Origin of the sequence: Gordonia shandongensis DSM 45094, assembly GCF_000423025.1 — a bacterium.
GTDB lineage: Bacteria > Actinomycetota > Actinomycetes > Mycobacteriales > Mycobacteriaceae > Gordonia > Gordonia shandongensis.
In genome coordinates, this window is the sequence record NZ_AUHE01000020.1 from 1 (window position 1) to 16568 (window position 16568).

The following is a 16568-nucleotide window of genomic DNA, read 5'->3' on the forward strand; positions in this document are numbered from 1 at the left end:
CTATCAGCAGATCATCGCCGCCTACGAGCACCCGAAGCGGCGGGAGGGCAAGAAGCTGATGTGGAAGGTCCTCAAACGGATACAGAAGGGAGTACCCGCTGAACTTGCCGAGCTTGCTCAACTCGGCCGCACCCTGTGGGCACGCCGCGCTGAGATCCTCGCGTACTTCGACGTCGGCGTCTCCAACGGTCCCGTCGAAGCGATCAACGGACGCCTCGAACACCTACGCGGGATCGCCCAGGGCTTCCGGAACCTCAACCACTACATCTTGCGGTCCCTGCTGCACTCCGGCCAGCTCGCTGACCGCATCCACGCACTCTGAAATCCGAAGAGCCGGTAAATTGAACTCGTCTCGATCTCGCTTAACCCGTCGACACACGCGAGACGGTGCCCTAACGTGCACGGTGCAGCCAGATGCTGCTCGTCGGGGATTCCAACACTCGCTGAAGGGATCAACAGATGGAAACGCTCGGAGAATTCATCAATCTATTCTTCGGAACTATGGGCGACTGGTTCGGGTTCTTCTGGGGCTGACGCTTACCCACCCCTAGCTCGAACGCCGCTTCTATAGCTTTCGAAGGAGGTGAATCAGATGATCTCTAATTTCGTCGATCTCGTCGGCACGCTCGGAAACCTCTTCTTCGCTGTCGTGCCCGGACTGATCACCGGATTCTAAGCCGACCTCGGCAAGCACATCGGGGGTCGTCTGCAGTTCGAATCTGCGGACGACCCCCGATTCATTCCGTACGAGTCACGACGCGCACCGGGGCCGGTCCGGAATGTCCGAGGTGCGCGCTACCTTCCATCCATGATTCGCAAACAAGGTCCATGGTCCCTGTGGTGGCTCACCGGCATCACCCTCGGCATCTACTACTTCGTCTGGTACCAGCGCGTGAACGACGAGCTGGTCGCCATGACCGGCCGGCCGGCCGAGAGCTGGGGCGCCTGGTGGTCCCAGCTCGTCCCGATCTACGGCGCCGTCGGGTTGCATCACACCGCGGTACGCCTCAACGACGCTCACGCGGCGATCGGGTCGCCGACCCGAGTGTCGCCGACGGTCGCGTGGCTGTGGGCGCCGGTCTGGTTCGGGTCCCACACCCGGTACCTGCAGCGTCGTATGAACCTCCTCGCCGACGCTCACGCGGTTCGTGGCGCCACGATCGCTCAGCGAACGCCGTAGAGACTCCGACTCCAACTCCAACTCCAACAACAGCAACGACAACGACAACAGCAACAACATGGAAAAGGCCCTGACCTGCATACGCAGGTCAGGGCCTTCTGCGGTGGCGGGGGGATTTGAACCCCCGGTGCGGGGTTACCGCACGCAGCATTTCGAGTGCTGTACCTTCGGCCGCTCGGACACGCCACCGCGAAAAACTGTACCGCAGGGCCCGATGAGCACGAAATCGTCAGGTCACAGGCTGTTTCGGTGCGATTCAGCCGCCCGTCAGCTTGGCCGCGATCTCCGACAGCTTGGCCTTGGCCGTCTCCACGGCATCGGCGATCTGATCACTGCCGGCGATCTCGTCGAAGCGGGCCTTCGCCGAGTCCACGGCACCGCTGACCTGCTCACTGTTCGCGATCTCGTCCAAACGGGCCTTCGCCGAGTCGACGGCGCCGGAGACCTGCTCACTGTTGGCCAACTCACCGACCTTCGTGACGACGCTCTCGACGATCTCGTTGATCTTGTCCATCGGATCGGACACGGGATTCTCCTTCGGCGGCGGTGGCAGCGCATCGGGCGACTGCCGTGGGACTGCTCACCGGTCAATCTGCCACATCACGGCGCCCCTTGGATAGGTCATCCGGGCAGACTCCGGGCAAACGTCAGGGACGTCCCCGACGCCGGGCGAAGAAGTCCCGGACGAGCTCACCGCACTCGCGCTCCCGCACCCCGGCGAGGACCTCGGGCCGATGGACGAGCCGCGGATCGCGCAACACGTCCCACAGCGACCCGACCGCACCGGTCTTCGGTTCCCAGGCCCCGAAGACCACCCTGTCGACGCGGGCGAGCCCGATCGCTCCGGCACACATCGTGCACGGTTCCACGGTGACGACGAGCGTGCACCCCGACAGTCGCCAACCGTCCCCGTGCCGGGCGGCGGCAGCACGCAATGCCACGATCTCGGCGTGACCGACGGGATCGCGATCGGCTTCGCGGCGGTTCGCGGACCGCGCCAACTCCCGGCCGTCCGGACCGAAGACGACGGCGCCGATGGGCACGTCGTCCGGGTCGGCGGCCCGTGCGGCCTCGAGGGCGACGGCCATCATCGCGTCGGCCTCCCGATGCACCCCACCACGGTCCGACATCGTCACCGGGGCGGTCAGTGACCGAGGGAGTCGAGGACCGTCGACAGTTCGTCGGCGAAACCGAGCCGCGCCGCGATCATCCCGATCTGCTCGTCGGCGTACAGGTCGGTCTCACCGAGGATGATGCTGAGCACCGCGTCGGGCAGACCCAGATCCGCGAGGATCGACAGGTCTCCCTCCTCCCACGGATCCACGTCGTCGAGCTCATCCGGGTCGAGGTCGGGGATGTCGACGTGCAACTCGTCGAGGACGTCGGCCGCGATGTCGTAGTCGATGGCGGCGGTGGCGTCCGACACCAGGAGTCGCGCCCCGCCCGGCGACGGCCGGACGATGACGAAGAACTCGTCGTCGACGTCGAGCAGACCGAACACGGCACCGGCCGCGCGGAGTTCGCGGAGCTGGGTCTCGGCATCGGACAGGTCGTCGAGAGCCGTCGGGGCCAGCGCGGACACCTTCCACCCCGTGTCCTCGCGGACGACGGCGACGGCGAAGCCATCCACATCGATGTCATCGCTCGCTGAGCTCGGCTTCGGCATGTTCGCCACGGTAGCCGCTTTTCAGGGCTCTCCCAAGTCCGTTCGACGCAGATGTGCCACGCTTGTTCCGTGTCTGCCGCACCGTCTCGACCCAGCGTTCCGCCGTTCGCCGAACCCGTCTGCATCCTCGGTCTGGGCCTCATCGGGGGATCTCTCCTCCGCGTCCTCGCCGACACCGGGGTGAGGGTGTTCGGCTACAACCGCTCGGCGGGCACCGTCGAACAGGCGACGGCCGCCGGCTACGACGCGTCGAGCGATCTGGACGCCGTCCTGACCCGCGCCGCCCGCACCGACGCCGTCGTCGTCCTCGCCACCCCGTTCACGGCGCTGCCGACGATGCTCGACGCCGTCGCTGCCACCGCCCCGAACGTGCTGTTGACCGACGTCGTCAGCGTGAAGGAGCAGGTGGCCGAGCTGGTCGCCACCCACCATCCGGCGGCGCGGTACGTGGGCGGACACCCGATGGCCGGCACCTCGGCGTCGGGGTGGGAGGCCACCGACCCCGCTCTCTTCCGCGACGCCATGTGGATGGTCACCACCCATGACGACACCCCGGCCGACGACTGGCTGACGATCGCCCGACTGGCTCGCGCCGCAGGCTCCTACGTGGTTCCCGCAGCCGACGACGCCCACGACCGCGCGGCCGCCGCGATCTCCCACAACCCGCATCTGACGGCCGCCGCGACCGCCGCCGTCGGCGCCGGTGAGAGCGACCTCGCCCTCCGGCTGGCTGCGGGAAGTTTCCGCGACGGCACCCGCGTGGCGGGCACCGCACCCGATCTGCAGCGAGCGATGTTGGAGGCGAACGCGGTCGCCCTGCTCAACACCCTCAGCGCGACCATCGACCGGCTCACCGCGGCGCGGGACGCCTTGCGCGACACGGGGAGCGTCTCCGTGCTCGTCGACGCGGGCCACCGGGCGCGCCTCGCCTATGAGCGGATCGCGGCCGCCGCCCCCGAACCCATCGTCGACGTCCGCGTGGGCGAGGACGGGTGGGCCGAGGAACTGCGCAGGCAGGCGCATCTCGCCCGCGTGTGGATGTGAGACGCCGCTTCCGTCAGAGCAGCGCCGCCACCCCGGGGTAGTCGAGGACGATCCCGTCGTCGTCGACGACGAGTTCGTCGGTCCGACCGGCGCACGCCACCGTCACCCGCCCGGCGCCGCCGCCGACGTAACTCATCGACGCGGCGTCGATCTCGCATTCGGGAAGCCGGAGCGTCACCACCGGGACGTCGTCACGCCGGCCGCCTGCCACGATGCCGAACCGGCGCAGCGGGATGCTGGCGAAGAACGGCGACCCCTCGACGCTGACGGTCTCCGCACCGTCGAAGTGGCTGCGGACGCTGCTCGTCGGCGTCTGGACCATCCAGCGACCGTCCATGTCGCGGCTCACGTCGAGCGCGCTCTCCCCCGGCTCGCGCAGCAGGCGCACCGACAGTCGACGCGCCACGCCGGAGTCGGTGGTGACCAGTTCGTACGACGCCGAATACGCTTCCCGGTCGGCGGCGGCCGCGACGATGCGACCGTACGCGCGGACACGGGATCCGTTGACGTTGAGGCGGACCTGCTCGAGCCGACGGCCGTCCGGACTGCGCCAGGTCAGCATCGCTTTCACGCCGGCGTCGGCGGGCGAGGATTCGAAGGACGTCACATCACCACGGTAGCCGCACCGGCGCCGTTCAACCCGTGTACCGGCAGTCGAGGACGGGCGTGCCGGGCCTGTCCTCGGATGATGCGCGGGCCACCTCGCGGCCGTCGACCTTGATGGCGCACGACGCCGGCTCGGCGCCCTGCGGGATCACCATGATCCGCAGCAGGGCGTTGTCCGTGCCGCGGACGCTCTTGGTCCACGGTCCGCCGCGGGTCTGCGCCAACTCCACCGAGGTGTCGTCCACGTACAGCAGCGTCGCGGCGCCCGACTCCACCTCGTAGGTGACCGCCGCGCCACGCGTCGGGACGCGGGGGCCGGTCTCCGGTCCGGGCGAGCGGCGTTCCTGCGACTGGTCGGGGATGCCCTGCAGGTACGGGTCGTCGGTGGACTGCGACGAGGGCGGCGCCGATCGGGTGACCGGCTCGTCCCCGCGGCTGAACAGTGCGTTCAGTGCGACACCGAGGCAGATCACGCCGACGAGGATGGCGGCGAGACCGACGGCCATGCCGCGGCGATCGGCTCTGGCGGCCTCGGTCGGGGCCGGCGGCACCGGGGTCGGTTCCGGCACGGGGTCGGGCTGCGGCCCGGCCTCGCTGCGGAGCTGGTCGTCATAGGTGAACCGCGGGTCGCCGTCGGGGCCGTAGCCGAGCGGAGGATACGACTGTCCGGCGGCCACCGGCGGGCGGTACTCCGGTCCCCGCCTCGTCACCCGGTCGTCCACCGTTGCTCCTCCGTCGACGCGTCACTCCCCTTCGATGGTGCCAGAGCCCACGGTCTGTCGCGTCGGCGTCACCGGTCGATCGCCGCCGAGGTCACGTCGGCCATGCGGCGTTCACCGAGTGCGTTCGGATGAACCGGGACGGGCTGGACGGTGGTGATCAGCGGCTCCACCCAGCGAACGCCCTCGGGTTTGCAGGAATCGTGGCCCTCCGAGGCCGAGGCGACATCGACGAGTGTCACCCCGGTCTTCGCGGCCGCCCGGGCGATCGCGTCGTGCAGTGCGGACTGCAGCCGATGGGTGAACGCGTAGTCGCCGCCGGCGAGCGGCAGTGCCGGGCAGAAGCCGTTGGTCCGCGGCGCGATCCACGGATAGTTGAGCGCGTACACGTCGGCGTTCGGCGCCGCGGTCCGCACCGCGGTGAACGCCTTCACCAGGCTCGGATAGGTGCCGGTGCGAACCTCGGTCATCAGGGTGCGCTTGTGCCTGTCGCTGCAGGGCGACCCCTGCCAGGCCGTCGAGACGCCGGCGATCACGCAGTCCTTGATCGCGCTGCCGAAGACGTCGCCGTCGTTACCGCCGATCGCCAGGGTGACCAGGTCGACGCGGTCGTCCAGGGCGTCGAGCTGCGGCGGCGATCCCTTCTGCTGGGAGGTGAAGAAGTCCTCGGTCGCCGCGCCGCCGCAGCTGACGTCGGTGAGTCGGTAGCCGTGTTCGCGGGCGACGATGTGCGCGTAGTTGTTCACCGACTGCCAGCAGGACTCCGGGGTTCCGGCGGCGATGGGCGACACGCCCGATCCCGCCGAGAAGCTGTCGCCGAGGTTGACGTACTCGACGGCTCCGCCGGCCGCCGCCGTCGGAGCGGCGAGGGTCGGTGCGGCCAGGCCCGCCGCCGCCACCGCGACGCCCGCCGCCGCGGTCATGATTCTGCGCAGGGTTCGCGAGGTCATCCAATGCTCCCGGGTCTCGGTCGAACAGACCACATCGGCCATGGATGTGTACGTTACATCACCCGACCGCGCCCGCACCGCGCGATCGCCCCGAGCGGACCCCGGGACCGACCGCACACGGAATGTCAGACCCTTCTGCGAAACTGTCGACACCCGCTGACAGGAGGACCGCAATGGCTGTCGAGTTCGAGTTGAACGAGGACTGGGAGAAGGAGGCGTCGAAGCCGATCGAGGTCCGAGAAGGCGCGTCGAGAGATGAGATCGAGGCAGAAGTGAAGAAGCAGTTCACGAAGCGCGGTCTGACCGAATAGACGCGGTATGACCGAACAGCGGCGGTCCGACCGAATAGACACTGCCGCGCACTCCGCTCCCCACCGGAGCGTCCCGGGGAGTTGCAGGGTCAAGGGTGGGCAACACGAGAGGACCCCCTCCCGATCTCCCGGAAGGGGGTCTCACCTGGTGATCCTGTGCGCCCGTAGGGATTCGAACCCCAAACCTTCTGATCCGTAGTCAGATGCTCTATCCGTTGAGCTACGGGCGCGCTGCGAATCTCTCGATTCGATTCTTCAATTGTACCGGGCGCGTATCCCGGTCGGCGGAGGCGAGAGGATTTGAACCTCCGGTCCCATTTTCATAGGACAACTCATTAGCAGTGAGTCCCATTCGGCCGCTCTGGCACGCCTCCCAGTGGAGTTCGGTTTCGAACCGCCGGGGAAGAACATTACACAGGGCCCGCAGCAAGATCAAATCTCCTGCCGGGTGGACGCCGACCCGCTGGTCAGGCATACATTTGAGGGGTGAACATGCGAATTCGCCCCGACCTCGACGCCCTGACCGCGTACGTCCCGGGAAAGACCTTCCCCGGCGCCGTCAAACTGGCCAGCAACGAGGTCACCGAGCCTCCGCTGCCGAGCGTCCTCGCCGCCGTCGCCGACGCCGCCGCGCACGCGAACCGCTACCCCGACAACGGGATGGTGGAGTTGACCGACGAACTGGCCAAGGCCACCGGCGTGACGCCGGCCGAGGTCCGCGTGGGGTGCGGGTCGGTGATCCTGTGCCAGAACCTCGTGACGATCACCTCCCGCCCCGGCGACGAGGTGCTGTACGCGTGGCGATCATTCGAGATGTACCCCGTCGCCACGCGAGTCGCCGGCGCGACCCCGGTGGAGGTCCCCCTCACCGGCGACGCCGTCCACGACCTGTCGGCGATGGCCGACGCCGTCACCGACCGCACCCGCCTGATCTTCGTGTGCAACCCCAACAATCCCACCGGAACCGTGGTGCGGGCCGACGCGCTCCGCGACTTCCTCACCCGCGTCCCCAGCGACGTGATCGTCGCCCTCGACGAGGCGTACATCGAATACACGCGCCTCGACGACGCCCACGGCTACGACGCCGTCGACCTCTACCGGGAGTTCGAGAACGTCGTGGTCCTGCGCACCTTCTCCAAGGCGTACGGACTCGCCGGACTCCGCGTGGGCTACGCCATCGGCGCCCCCGCGATCATCGAGGCGCTCAGCAAAGTGCACGTCCCGTTCACGGTGAGCACCGTGGCGCAAGCAGCGGCGATCGCCTCCCTGCGGGCGAGTGACGAACTGCTCGCCCGCACCGACGCCGTCGTCGCCGAACGCGAACGGGTCACCACCCGGCTGCGGGACCTCGGCTACCGCGTCCCGGACAGTCAAGCCAACTTCGTGTGGCTCGACCTCGGCGACGACTCCACACGCTTCGCCACCGCGTGCGCGGAGTCCGGCGTGATCGTCCGACCGTTCGCCGACGACGGCGTGCGCGTCACCGTCACGCACCGCGCGGAGAACGACGCCTTCCTCGCCTTCGCCGAGAGCTTCGCCTCCTGAAACACAGAATCACAGGGAGGGCGCGAGCGCCTCCTGAATCACAGGGAGGGCGCGAGCGCCTCCCAGGCCCGGGGGAGATCCATCTTCCAGTACGGCCAGCTGTGGGTCCCGATGAACCGGAAACCCGGGGTGTAGGGGATGTCCTTACTGCTCAGCAGTGTCGCGAACTCCAACGAGCACCGGTTGGCACCCACCTCGAGCGCCGAGCCCGCCGCGATCTGCGCGTCCACCGGACCGTCCTTCGGGTCCCGCTTCTGCGTCAGATCCTGCGGCCCCACGGCGCCGGTCCCCGACGACAGGAAGATCGCCTTGCCGCGCAGCGCGTCCAACTTGCGCGCCGGATCGTGCGCCCGCCACCGCTTGCTGCCGGGGGCGCCCCACATGTTGGTGGCATCGCCGCCCGCCTTCGCGACGGTCGTCCGCACGTAGGCCTCATTGGCCGGCCCCGACACCGGCGGGCATCCGCTCAGCGAGGCGACACCCCGGTACAGCGACGGATGCCGCGCGGTCAACGCGAACGCCGCCTGGCCGCCCATCGACAACCCGATGATCGCGTTGCGTCCCGACCCGTGGAACTCCTCGTCGATGAGCGAGGGCAGCTCCTCGGTCAGGAACGTCTCCCACTGCGGTTTGCCGAGCTTGTCGTCGCGGCGGACCCAGTTCGTGTAGAATGTCCCGGCGCCGCCGGCCGGCAGGACCACGTTGACGTTGCGGCCGGCGAAGAACTTCTCGGCACCGCCCTTGGTGATCCAGTCGGAGACCTTGTCGCCGCCGTCGGCGCCGTCGAGCATGTAAACGGTCGGTCGCGGGGCCGTGCCGCCGGGCGACAACACCGTCACCGGCACCGATCCCCTCATCGACGGCGACTTCACCGTCAGATCGGTGCGATGGATGCTGCGGACCTTCTCGGCAGCGATGCGCGCGTGCCTCGGAGCGGCGTCCGCGGGCGCGCTCACCAGGCCCGCCGCCACCGTTCCGGCGACGAGGAGGGTCAGCGCAGCGGACGTCCGCGATGTCAGTCGATGAGGCCACATGGGCGCCAAGAGTACCGGTCGGATACTACGAGGAGGTTAACGTCGCCTGTGAACCTCCCACTCCCCGCGGCATTAAGCTCGCACGCATGACCGCGACGCCACCCGACGAGACCCGGCACACCGATACGACCCGGCCGTACGCGTTCACCGCCGAGGTCCCCGTCCGCTGGTCGGACATGGACGCCTTCGGGCACATCAACCACGCGCGAATCGTCACTCTCATGGAGGAGGCGCGCATCCAGTGGTTGTTGAGCGCCGGCGACGAATACGCGCCCCTCATCACCAGCGCCATGATCGTCCACGTCGACATCCGGTACCGCGCGCAGCTCCGCCACGAGGACTCGCCCCTGCAGGTCGGGATGTGGATCACCCGGTTCCGGTCCGTCGACTTCACCATCGGATACGAGATCCGCCCGGCGGCCCCCGAATCCGGATCATCACCGGCCTGCGTCGCCTCCACGCAGATGGCCGTCGTCGACGTCGAGAAGCACACGCTCCGTCGACTCAGCGACGTCGAGAAGGGATATCTGCGCGCCTGGGGTCGCCCCGAGATCCGCCGGTGATCCCCGCAGGCCGGGAACGTCAGGGCTCGTAGCGCTCGGGCAGCTCGACGGGAGCGGCATACCCGAGCTGAGCGATGTTGCCGGCCAGCACATCCCGGTAGATCTTCAGCTGCTCCTCGCCGCTGCGCACCTGCTGCGACAGACGACGACTGTGGTCCGCCGACAGTTCGCGGTCGCCCGAACGCGCGAGCAGATGGTCGATCCGGGCGTCGATGGTCGACGCGTGGTCGAACTCGTCGAGCAGTCGCAACTCCACCGCCGCCGACTCGACGGTCGAACAGATCTCCGTCAACGCATGCACGCGGTCGATGAGCTGCGTCCACACCGGGCGCAGCGCCTCCTCCCGCTCGGTGATGTGCGCCAGGAATCCGGCGTCGAACCCGCCTCCGGCCCGCGCCCGATCGAGATCGACCCGCAACGCGCGCAGGGCCACGACGTCGGACGCGACCTCTGCCAGTTCCGCGTGCAGGTTCACCTGGACTCGCTGCATCTCGAAATGGTCCGAGCACCACGCCGGGTTGGTCCGGATCCGATCGTAATAGTGTCCAGCCACGAACAGCAGCGTCTCGTACCCGTCGGCGAACCCCGCACCGCGTCCCGCATCCTGCGTGGTGGGCGCGGTACCGAACACCTCGTCGGCCCACTGCTCCACCTGGCGTCGTCCCGCGCGTCCGGCGACCTTGTCGACGACACCGGCCACCCGGTCGAGCGCATCGGTGCCCGCCCACCGCGCTCCGGAGGTCGAGAGGTTCGCGACCGGGGTGTACGCGAGGCCCGAGAACAGCTGTTCGCGCTCCTCGATCTCCAGGTAGACGTTCTCTCTGCGCTCGCGGCGGATCGCACGCATCCCCGTCGGCAGGACGCCCTTGGCGGTGACCACCGCGCGACGCGCCTCGTCACGCCGCCGCACGAGGGCCGCGAGCCGCGACCTGATGATCGGGACCACGACACCGGGAATCCGGGTCGACGACAGTTTGCGCTCCGCGTGCGCGATCCCCCGCTGCACCCGCCGGAGCTCACTGAATCCGGCCGACGGGACCGGCATCGCCAATCCCTGCGAGATCCTGCGGACCACCGTGGCACGCGCCGTCGGTGCCAGATAACCGGCCGCGATGAGCAGGCACGCCTCGTCGGACAGCTCGGGCGGCTGCCCGGGAACCCGGGCGTCGACCGTCCACTGCCGGATGGCGGCCGCGTCGACGGAACGCTGCGGAGAGGTCATGGCGCGATTCTACCCGCGGCCGGGCTCCGGTCCGCGTCCCCGCGTCGCCACAGCGGCGCCGTGATCCGGTGGACGAGCCACGCCACCGGAACGCTGACGAGTGACGTCACCGCGAACACCACGACCGTCGACCCGGTGAAGACGCGGAATCCGACCACGTCCATGACCAGTTCCATCACCATCACGTGCACGAGGAAGAACTCATAGGAGATCTCGCCGAACCACACCATCGGCCGACTGCCGCACAGTCGGGACCACCGACCGTCGCCGACGGTCAGCGGTGCGACGACCCCGAGCGCCACCACCGCGTACAGGAGGTGTTTGACGACGGCCGCCCCGCCGTCGTCCGGGACGATCGTCGGCTCACCCGCGAAAGCCCCGCCCGAGGCGAAGAACGCCGCCGCGGCCGACGTCACGCAGAGCCCGGCGGGGATCCGCGTCACCAGCGCGGCGACGACGGCGAGCAGCATGCCCGCGACGAACCAGCTCGCGAAGGCCGGCGGCCACAACCGGGCCGTGGGATCGACCCCCTCGAGACCGTGAACCACCAGCGTCCACACCGGAGAGCACACCGCGAGCCCCGCCAGGACCGCGAGCAGCAGGTCGGGGCGCCACCGGTCCCGGCAGACGATCCGCGCGAGCGGCCACGCGACGACGGGCAACGCCACGTAGTACGCCACCTCGGCGCTCATGCTCCACATCTGCGTGAGCCCCGTGTGCAGGTACCCGAAGCCGTACACCTGAGTGAAGGTCAGGTTCCGCACCAGCGCCTCCCAACCGTGCCCGAGGTCGGAGGCGTCGGTGCGCACCAGGAAGATCGCGTACACGGCGAGCACCGTGAGCCAGTAGGCCGGCAGGATTCGCCGAGCACGGTGCCACGCATAACGGCGCAGCGGCGGGTAGGGCAGCGGCGGAAACGGTCGAGGCCCGTCCCGCAGCGCCCGCACCCACGGGCTGAACAGCAGATAGCCCGACAGGACGAAGAAGATCGCGACGCCCACCTCGAACCGCGCTGCCAGCCGGCCCACGTAGTCGTCCGTGTAGTGCCCCGTCCAGAACGCCGCATGCGTGAGGCACACCGCAGCCGCCGCGACCGTACGGATGCCGGTGAGTGCCGGCCGACGCCCCGAAGCGGCCCCGCCGGCCGGGACCGTCAGATCCATCCCCGCTCGCGGGCGATGCGCGCCGCCTCGGCGCGCGTCGCGGCACCGGTCTTGCCGATCGCCGACGACAGATGGTTGCGGACCGTCCCCGGCGACAGATGCACCTCGGCGGCGATCGACGCGACCGTCGCGCCCGACAGTGCGGCCACGAGCACATCCGATTCCCGCGGCGTCAGCGGATTCTCACCGTTGGTGAGGCTCTCGGTGGCCAACGTCGGGTCGATGACCCGCAGTCCGGCGTGGACCCGACGGACCGCGTCGGCCAACTCGGCGGCCGGCGTGTCCTTGACGACGAATCCCGACGCACCGGCGTCGACCGCCCGGCGCAGGTAGCCGGGCCGACCGAACGTCGTGACGATGAGGGATCGGACGCCGGGCAGCTGCTCGGTGAGGATCTCGGCCGCGGCGATGCCGTCGACGCCCGGCATCTCGATGTCGAGGAGACATACCTGGGCACCGCTGTCGCGTGCCGCGTCGAGCACCTCGTCACCACGTCCGACCTGCGCGACCACCGCGATGTCCGGCTCCAGATCGAGCAGCGCCGCGAGTGCGCCGCGCACCAACGCCTGGTCGTCGGCGAGCAGCAGCCTGATGGTCTCCACGCGTTCCTCTCGTCACCGGGCCCCGACGGTCGGGCAGACCTCGAGAATAGGGGCTCAGCGGCGGCGGGGGTCGGCGGTCATGTCGACCCGGACCACCGTCCCGGTCTCCTCGGAGGTCACCGAGAACGCCCCGCCCGCGGCGTCGACGCGTTCCGCCAACCCGCTCAGCCCGTTGCCGTACCGCAGGACGGCCGATCCACGGCCGTCGTCGGCGACCGTCAGCGACGTCTCGTCGACCGTCACCGAGCACCGGCGGGCGCCACTGTGCCGCACCACGTTGGTCACCGCTTCGCGCACCACCCACGCGAACAGTTCGGAATGCGGCGACTCCGTCCCGCGAGGCGGGAGGTCGGCGGCCACACCCGCCGCCGACAACGCGCTCGACGCCGCCGCGAGAACGTCGTCCAGGTTCGGGGTTCGCAGTGCGCCGACGGTCGCGCGCACCTCCGCGAGCGCATCCCGAGACAGCGAGTTGACCTCGGCGAGCTCCCGCTTCGCCCGATCCGGATCGAGGTCGACGAGACGGGCGGCCAGCTCGGTCTTCACCGTGATGACGGTCAGCGAATGCCCCAGGATGTCGTGGACGTCCCGGGCCACGCGCTCGCGTTCGTTCACCACCGCCAACTGTCGGCTCAGTTCGCGCTGCCGCTCCTGCTCCCGTTCGCGCTGCTGCTCGGCGTCCCGGCTCAGCCGCGTGATCATCATCATCACGCCGACCACCGCGAACACGACGAGCAGACCGACGTCGACGCCCCATCCGGCCCATTCCGGGATGCCGATCGCCGAGAGGAAGATCGTCATGATCCCCGCCAGGGAGACCGCAGGCGGGACCGGTACCGCGAACGCCACGACCGCCATCAGGAAGGGCGCCACCGCGAACGCCCGGCCGCCGATGATCGCGACCAACAGCGCGGTCATCACCAGCAGGATCACGAACCCCGCGGTCGCGGGGGACCGCCACCACGGAGACCGGGCCGGCTCCCACATCGCGTACACGCATTCGAGCAGGTACACGATCACGAACACGATGATCGTCAGGAAACCGACGACGGTCACCGGCGTCGGCCTTCCCGCACCGGCGACGGCGAGGATCGGGTACACCATGAACACCAGCCACACGGCGCCGAACACCCACCGCCCGGTTCGCCACGGAGCGGTGAGCGAATCACACGGTGGGGTCATCGGTCTCTCCCGGTGGTCGGGGACGAGTCGGGCGTCTCGCGACGGTCCGGTCACTGCCTGCGAGTGCTGCGAGTGTAGAAGTATCCCGCGGCCGTCGCGAAGATCACCGCCCAGACGACGGTGTTGAGGACCATCACCCAGAGGTCGATCTGCGTGCCGTACACCGTCACGCCCTCATCGAGCGGATACCGGGCCAGCGAGACGACGCCGAACATCGGGGTGAACTCGGCGATCCGCAGCATCACGCCGTTCAGGGGGACGAAGACGTTCCCCGCGAACGCCAGCAGCGCCAGGATGCCGCCGAGAACCTGCATCGCACCGTCCGACTTGAAGACGCTGCCCATCGCCAGGCCGAGCGCGGCGAAGACCGCCGACCCCACCCACGCGATGACCAGGCACACCACGAAGACGCCGACCGACGCGCGGGCACCCGAGATGAGGCCGACCGCCGCGAGGAGCACCACGGGCAGGGCGCTCATCGTCAACGCCACCGCCACCTTGGTGGTGACATAGCCGCGGGGAGTCAGGGGCGTCATCATCAGCGTTCGAGTCCAGCCGGCCTGCTGCTCCAGGGAGACGGCGGCAGCATTCGACGCCGCCGCCAGGACCGCGCCGTAGAGCGCCATGCCCACCAGCACGTAGAACGCGACATTGCCCGCCCCGGCCCGCTCGTCGCTCGGCTGGGTGGCGCCGAACACCAGGTACAGCAGGGCGGGCATGGCGATCGTGAAGATCATCGCGCGCTTGTTGCGCATGATCCGGCGGACGTCGTTGCGGAGGTACACGCCGGCGACACCGGACGCGGAGACGAGTGTGGTCATGACTGGCCTTTCGAGAGTGAGTGCGTGGACGGGTTCGTGGTCAGGACGCATCGCCGGTCAGGACGCATCGCCGGTCAGGGCGACGAACGCGTCTTCGAGGTTGTGGGCGGCGATCTCGACGTCGCGCGCGGCGGTGTGGGTGAGCAGATGCCGGGCGAGGACGTCGGAGTCCGCGAGCGACAGATACAACCGTCCGCCGCGCCGTTCGATCACCTGGAGGTCGGGGAACACGCGCAGCAGGTCGGGCAGCACGTCATCGTCCAGGACCGCCGACACGATGCGGCGGCTCGACCGCGCACGGATCTCCGCGGTGGAACCGTCGGCGACCACCTCGCCGTGCGCGATCATGACGATCCGATCGGCGAACGCGTCGGCCTCCTCGAGGTAGTGGGTGGCGAACACGACGGTCCGGCCGCGCTGCGCGTCGGCACGCATCGCCGCCCAGAACGTCCGCCGCGATTCGACGTCCATCCCCGCGGTCGGCTCGTCCAAGACGATCAGGTCGGGGTCGGGCAGCAGGGCGAGCGCGAACTTGAGCCGCTGCTGCTCGCCGCCCGAGCACAGCGACACCTTGCGGTCACCGAGGTCGGCGATGTCGGCGCGCCGCATCACCTCGTCCATGTCGGCTGCGCCGCGACCGTGCAGCGCGGCGATCGTGTGCACCGTCTCGGCGACGGTGAAGTCGTCGAGCAGTCCGCCGGTCTGCATCACCGCGGCGATCCGGCCGGCCCGTGCCGCCTCCCGCGGGTCCCGGCCGAACACGCGGACCCGACCGCTGTCGGGGGCACCGAGCCCGAGGACGATGTCGAGGGTCGTGGTCTTCCCCGCACCGTTGGGGCCGAGGAACGCCACCACCTCGCCCGGTTCGACCGTCAGGTCGATGCCGTTCACGGCGAGCACCGAATCGCCGCCGGTGCCGCGGAACCGTCTGGTGATGCCCTCCAGGTCGATGGCGGGGGCCGCTGCCGTGCTGAGGTGTGTCGTGTTCATGCCCTTCACTGTGCTGCGCCGCCGGACGCCGCACCCGGAGCGGATGTCATCATTCCGCCATGACGTCTGTCATGGTCGAGGGTCTGTCATGGTCGCCGGGCGCGAGTCAGTCTGTGTGACGCTCGTGGTCGACGACCCGCCAGCGCACCGAGGTCACCGCGGGTTCCAGTGACAGCTGACTGACGGCGGACTCCATCGCACGGTCGTCACGCCCCTCGTCGGAGACCAGCGTGGCACGGACCGCCACGGCGCCGTCCTCGGTGTTGCGGCTCCCGATCGCCTGCAGGTGCAGGTGGCTGCGGGTGAGTGCCTGCACCAGCATCACGCGCACGTGGGCCTCCGACTCGTCGCGCGTGACGGCGACGAACTCGTACTCGGCCGGGTCCTCCGAGGCCCCGGAGTCGGGCACCCTGTCGACGACGCGGCCCACCGAACGGAGGACGGTGTTCACCACGATGACGACCGCGGTGCCGAATGCGGCCGCCACGTACAGGCCGGCGCCCGCCAGCGCGCCCACCGCCGCCGAGCACCACAGGGTGGCGGCCGTGTTCAGTCCCCGCACCGTCAACCCGTCGCGCAGGATCACGCCGGCGCCGAGGAAACCGATGCCCGAGACGATCTGGGCCGCCACTCGCGTCGGATCGCCGCCGACGAACCCCTCGGCCGACAGCACCACGAAGAGCGCGGAACCGACGGCGACCAGCGAGTTGGTGCGCAGTCCGGCCATACGCGCCCGATATTGACGCTCCAGTCCGATCAGCGTTCCGAGTCCGGCGCCCGCCAGCACCCGCAACATCATGTCCAGTGTCATGTGCATCCGCACCCCGTCCCCATCCCCGCGGCCTCCCCGCCGCGGTCACGCTCACCGTGGCACGGGGTACCGGGGCCTGCAACCGGAGACCGGGGCCCTCTAGCTGCCCCCGATCTCGTCGCCCCCGATCTCGTTGCCCGGGTCACACTCCGCGGGCAC

The 16568-nt window shown here is 69.4% G+C and carries 20 protein-coding genes and 3 tRNA genes; 6 read left to right on the forward strand and 17 right to left on the reverse strand.

The genetic code is table 11. From position 1 onward, the window contains the following. Together G528_RS0113900 and G528_RS0113910 are read left to right on the forward strand one after the other, a co-directional pair. Positions 1-322: transposase (locus G528_RS0113900; protein ID WP_026919498.1), on the forward strand; the 322-nt coding region annotated here is incomplete at its 5' end. A 486-nt stretch (positions 323-808) separates the two neighbouring features. After that, positions 809-1180, forward strand: a complete 372-nt coding sequence (locus G528_RS0113910) for a DUF4234 domain-containing protein (protein ID WP_026919499.1) — start codon at positions 809-811, stop codon at positions 1178-1180. Between the two features lie 101 nt (positions 1181-1281). Here G528_RS0113910 and G528_RS0113915 read toward each other — a convergent pair. From G528_RS0113915 to G528_RS0113930, 4 genes are all read right to left on the reverse strand, one after another. Further along, positions 1282-1369: transfer RNA gene (locus G528_RS0113915), tRNA-Ser, on the reverse strand. A 67-nt stretch (positions 1370-1436) separates the two neighbouring features. After that, positions 1437-1706 (reverse strand): hypothetical protein, encoded by a 270-nt coding sequence (locus tag G528_RS17650; protein WP_035720160.1) that lies wholly within the window; start codon positions 1704-1706, stop codon positions 1437-1439. 121 nt (positions 1707-1827) lie between these two features. Beyond that, on the reverse strand, positions 1828-2310 hold the full coding sequence (locus G528_RS0113925) for a nucleoside deaminase (RefSeq protein WP_026919500.1): 483 nt from the start codon (positions 2308-2310) through the stop codon (positions 1828-1830). Positions 2311-2324: 14 nt separating this feature from the next. Further along, a complete protein-coding gene (locus G528_RS0113930) occupies positions 2325-2846 on the reverse strand; it encodes a tRNA adenosine deaminase-associated protein (RefSeq protein ID WP_026919501.1) in 522 nt (173 codons plus the stop codon). Positions 2847-2915: 69 nt separating this feature from the next. On the opposite strand from G528_RS0113930, the gene G528_RS0113935 reads away from it, so the two are divergent. After that, positions 2916-3890 (forward strand): prephenate dehydrogenase, encoded by a 975-nt coding sequence (locus G528_RS0113935; protein ID WP_026919502.1) that lies wholly within the window; start codon positions 2916-2918, stop codon positions 3888-3890. A gap of 13 nt (positions 3891-3903) precedes the next feature. Here G528_RS0113935 and G528_RS0113940 read toward each other — a convergent pair whose 3' ends face one another. The 3 genes from G528_RS0113940 to G528_RS0113950 form a co-directional block, all read right to left on the reverse strand. Beyond that, positions 3904-4497 (reverse strand): putative glycolipid-binding domain-containing protein, encoded by a 594-nt coding sequence (locus G528_RS0113940; RefSeq protein WP_026919503.1) that lies wholly within the window; start codon positions 4495-4497, stop codon positions 3904-3906. Positions 4498-4525: 28 nt separating this feature from the next. Beyond that, positions 4526-5218 carry a hypothetical protein gene (locus G528_RS0113945; RefSeq protein WP_026919504.1) on the reverse strand — a complete coding sequence of 231 codons (693 nt, stop codon included), beginning with the start codon at positions 5216-5218 and terminating at the stop codon, positions 4526-4528. Positions 5219-5286: 68 nt separating this feature from the next. Continuing rightward, positions 5287-6165: an SGNH/GDSL hydrolase family protein gene (locus G528_RS0113950; protein ID WP_051198856.1), complete on the reverse strand. Its 879-nt coding sequence runs from the start codon at positions 6163-6165 to the stop codon at positions 5287-5289. Between the two features lie 173 nt (positions 6166-6338). On the opposite strand from G528_RS0113950, the gene G528_RS18495 reads away from it, so the two are divergent. Next, positions 6339-6476 carry a hypothetical protein gene (locus G528_RS18495; RefSeq protein ID WP_156890458.1) on the forward strand — a complete coding sequence of 46 codons (138 nt, stop codon included), beginning with the start codon at positions 6339-6341 and terminating at the stop codon, positions 6474-6476. A 157-nt stretch (positions 6477-6633) separates the two neighbouring features. Here G528_RS18495 and G528_RS0113960 read toward each other — a convergent pair. Both G528_RS0113960 and G528_RS0113965 read right to left on the reverse strand, forming a co-directional pair. Beyond that, positions 6634-6706: transfer RNA gene (locus tag G528_RS0113960), tRNA-Arg, on the reverse strand. 55 nt (positions 6707-6761) lie between these two features. Then, a tRNA-Ser gene (locus G528_RS0113965) sits at positions 6762-6850 on the reverse strand. A gap of 112 nt (positions 6851-6962) precedes the next feature. Here G528_RS0113965 and hisC point away from each other — a divergent pair. Then, positions 6963-8021: a histidinol-phosphate transaminase gene (gene hisC, locus G528_RS0113970; RefSeq protein ID WP_156890459.1), complete on the forward strand. Its 1059-nt coding sequence runs from the start codon at positions 6963-6965 to the stop codon at positions 8019-8021. Between the two features lie 38 nt (positions 8022-8059). Here the strand turns inward: hisC and G528_RS0113975 are convergent, their stop codons facing one another. Further along, positions 8060-9055, reverse strand: coding sequence for an alpha/beta hydrolase (locus tag G528_RS0113975; protein ID WP_026919507.1), 996 nt, complete (start codon positions 9053-9055; stop codon positions 8060-8062). Between the two features lie 86 nt (positions 9056-9141). Here G528_RS0113975 and G528_RS0113980 point away from each other — a divergent pair, with 86 nt between their 5' ends. Continuing rightward, on the forward strand, positions 9142-9618 hold the full coding sequence (locus G528_RS0113980) for an acyl-CoA thioesterase (protein WP_035720162.1): 477 nt from the start codon (positions 9142-9144) through the stop codon (positions 9616-9618). Positions 9619-9637: 19 nt separating this feature from the next. On the opposite strand, the gene G528_RS0113985 is transcribed toward G528_RS0113980, so the two are convergent. The 7 genes from G528_RS0113985 to G528_RS0114015 form a co-directional block, all read right to left on the reverse strand. Then, a complete protein-coding gene (locus G528_RS0113985) occupies positions 9638-10840 on the reverse strand; it encodes a hypothetical protein (protein WP_026919508.1) in 1203 nt (400 codons plus the stop codon). Continuing rightward, positions 10837-12003, reverse strand: a complete 1167-nt coding sequence (locus G528_RS17655) for an acyltransferase family protein (protein WP_051198854.1) — start codon at positions 12001-12003, stop codon at positions 10837-10839. Before G528_RS17655 ends, G528_RS0113985 begins: the two co-directional genes overlap by 4 nt. Next, a complete protein-coding gene (locus G528_RS0113995) occupies positions 11994-12605 on the reverse strand; it encodes a response regulator transcription factor (RefSeq protein ID WP_026919509.1) in 612 nt (203 codons plus the stop codon). The genes G528_RS17655 and G528_RS0113995 overlap by 10 nt, the downstream gene beginning before the upstream one ends. A 54-nt stretch (positions 12606-12659) precedes the next feature. Then, entirely contained in the window at positions 12660-13787 is a 1128-nt protein-coding gene (locus tag G528_RS0114000; RefSeq protein ID WP_026919510.1) for a sensor histidine kinase, read from the reverse strand. 50 nt (positions 13788-13837) lie between these two features. Continuing rightward, positions 13838-14608, reverse strand: a complete 771-nt coding sequence (locus G528_RS0114005) for an ABC transporter permease (RefSeq protein ID WP_026919511.1) — start codon at positions 14606-14608, stop codon at positions 13838-13840. Positions 14609-14665: 57 nt separating this feature from the next. Then, on the reverse strand, positions 14666-15598 hold the full coding sequence (locus G528_RS0114010; RefSeq protein WP_026919512.1) for an ABC transporter ATP-binding protein: 933 nt from the start codon (positions 15596-15598) through the stop codon (positions 14666-14668). Positions 15599-15704: 106 nt separating this feature from the next. Further along, positions 15705-16415, reverse strand: a complete 711-nt coding sequence (locus G528_RS0114015) for an MgtC/SapB family protein (protein ID WP_425402237.1) — start codon at positions 16413-16415, stop codon at positions 15705-15707. Between the last annotated feature and the right edge of the window lie 153 nt (positions 16416-16568).

Bases quoted from the DNA above. Each gene is read 5' to 3' on its own strand.
- G528_RS0113910 (WP_026919499.1), top strand. From the start codon at position 809: ATGATTCGCAAACAAGGTCCATGGTCCCTGTGGTGGCTCACCGGCATC.
- G528_RS0114005 (WP_026919511.1), bottom strand. From the start codon at position 14,608: ATGACCACACTCGTCTCCGCGTCCGGTGTCGCCGGCGTGTACCTCCGC.
- G528_RS0113925 (WP_026919500.1), bottom strand. From the start codon at position 2,310: ATGTCGGACCGTGGTGGGGTGCATCGGGAGGCCGACGCGATGATGGCC.
- G528_RS0113985 (WP_026919508.1), bottom strand. From the start codon at position 10,840: ATGACCTCTCCGCAGCGTTCCGTCGACGCGGCCGCCATCCGGCAGTGG.
- G528_RS17655 (WP_051198854.1), bottom strand. From the start codon at position 12,003: ATGGATCTGACGGTCCCGGCCGGCGGGGCCGCTTCGGGGCGTCGGCCG.
- G528_RS0113980 (WP_035720162.1), top strand. From the start codon at position 9,142: ATGACCGCGACGCCACCCGACGAGACCCGGCACACCGATACGACCCGG.
- G528_RS0113950 (WP_051198856.1), bottom strand. From the start codon at position 6,165: ATGACCTCGCGAACCCTGCGCAGAATCATGACCGCGGCGGCGGGCGTC.
- G528_RS18495 (WP_156890458.1), top strand. From the start codon at position 6,339: ATGGCTGTCGAGTTCGAGTTGAACGAGGACTGGGAGAAGGAGGCGTCG.
- G528_RS0114015 (WP_425402237.1), bottom strand. From the start codon at position 16,415: ATGCACATGACACTGGACATGATGTTGCGGGTGCTGGCGGGCGCCGGA.
- G528_RS0113975 (WP_026919507.1), bottom strand. From the start codon at position 9,055: ATGTGGCCTCATCGACTGACATCGCGGACGTCCGCTGCGCTGACCCTC.
- G528_RS0114010 (WP_026919512.1), bottom strand. From the start codon at position 15,598: ATGAACACGACACACCTCAGCACGGCAGCGGCCCCCGCCATCGACCTG.
- G528_RS0114000 (WP_026919510.1), bottom strand. From the start codon at position 13,787: ATGACCCCACCGTGTGATTCGCTCACCGCTCCGTGGCGAACCGGGCGG.
- G528_RS0113930 (WP_026919501.1), bottom strand. From the start codon at position 2,846: ATGCCGAAGCCGAGCTCAGCGAGCGATGACATCGATGTGGATGGCTTC.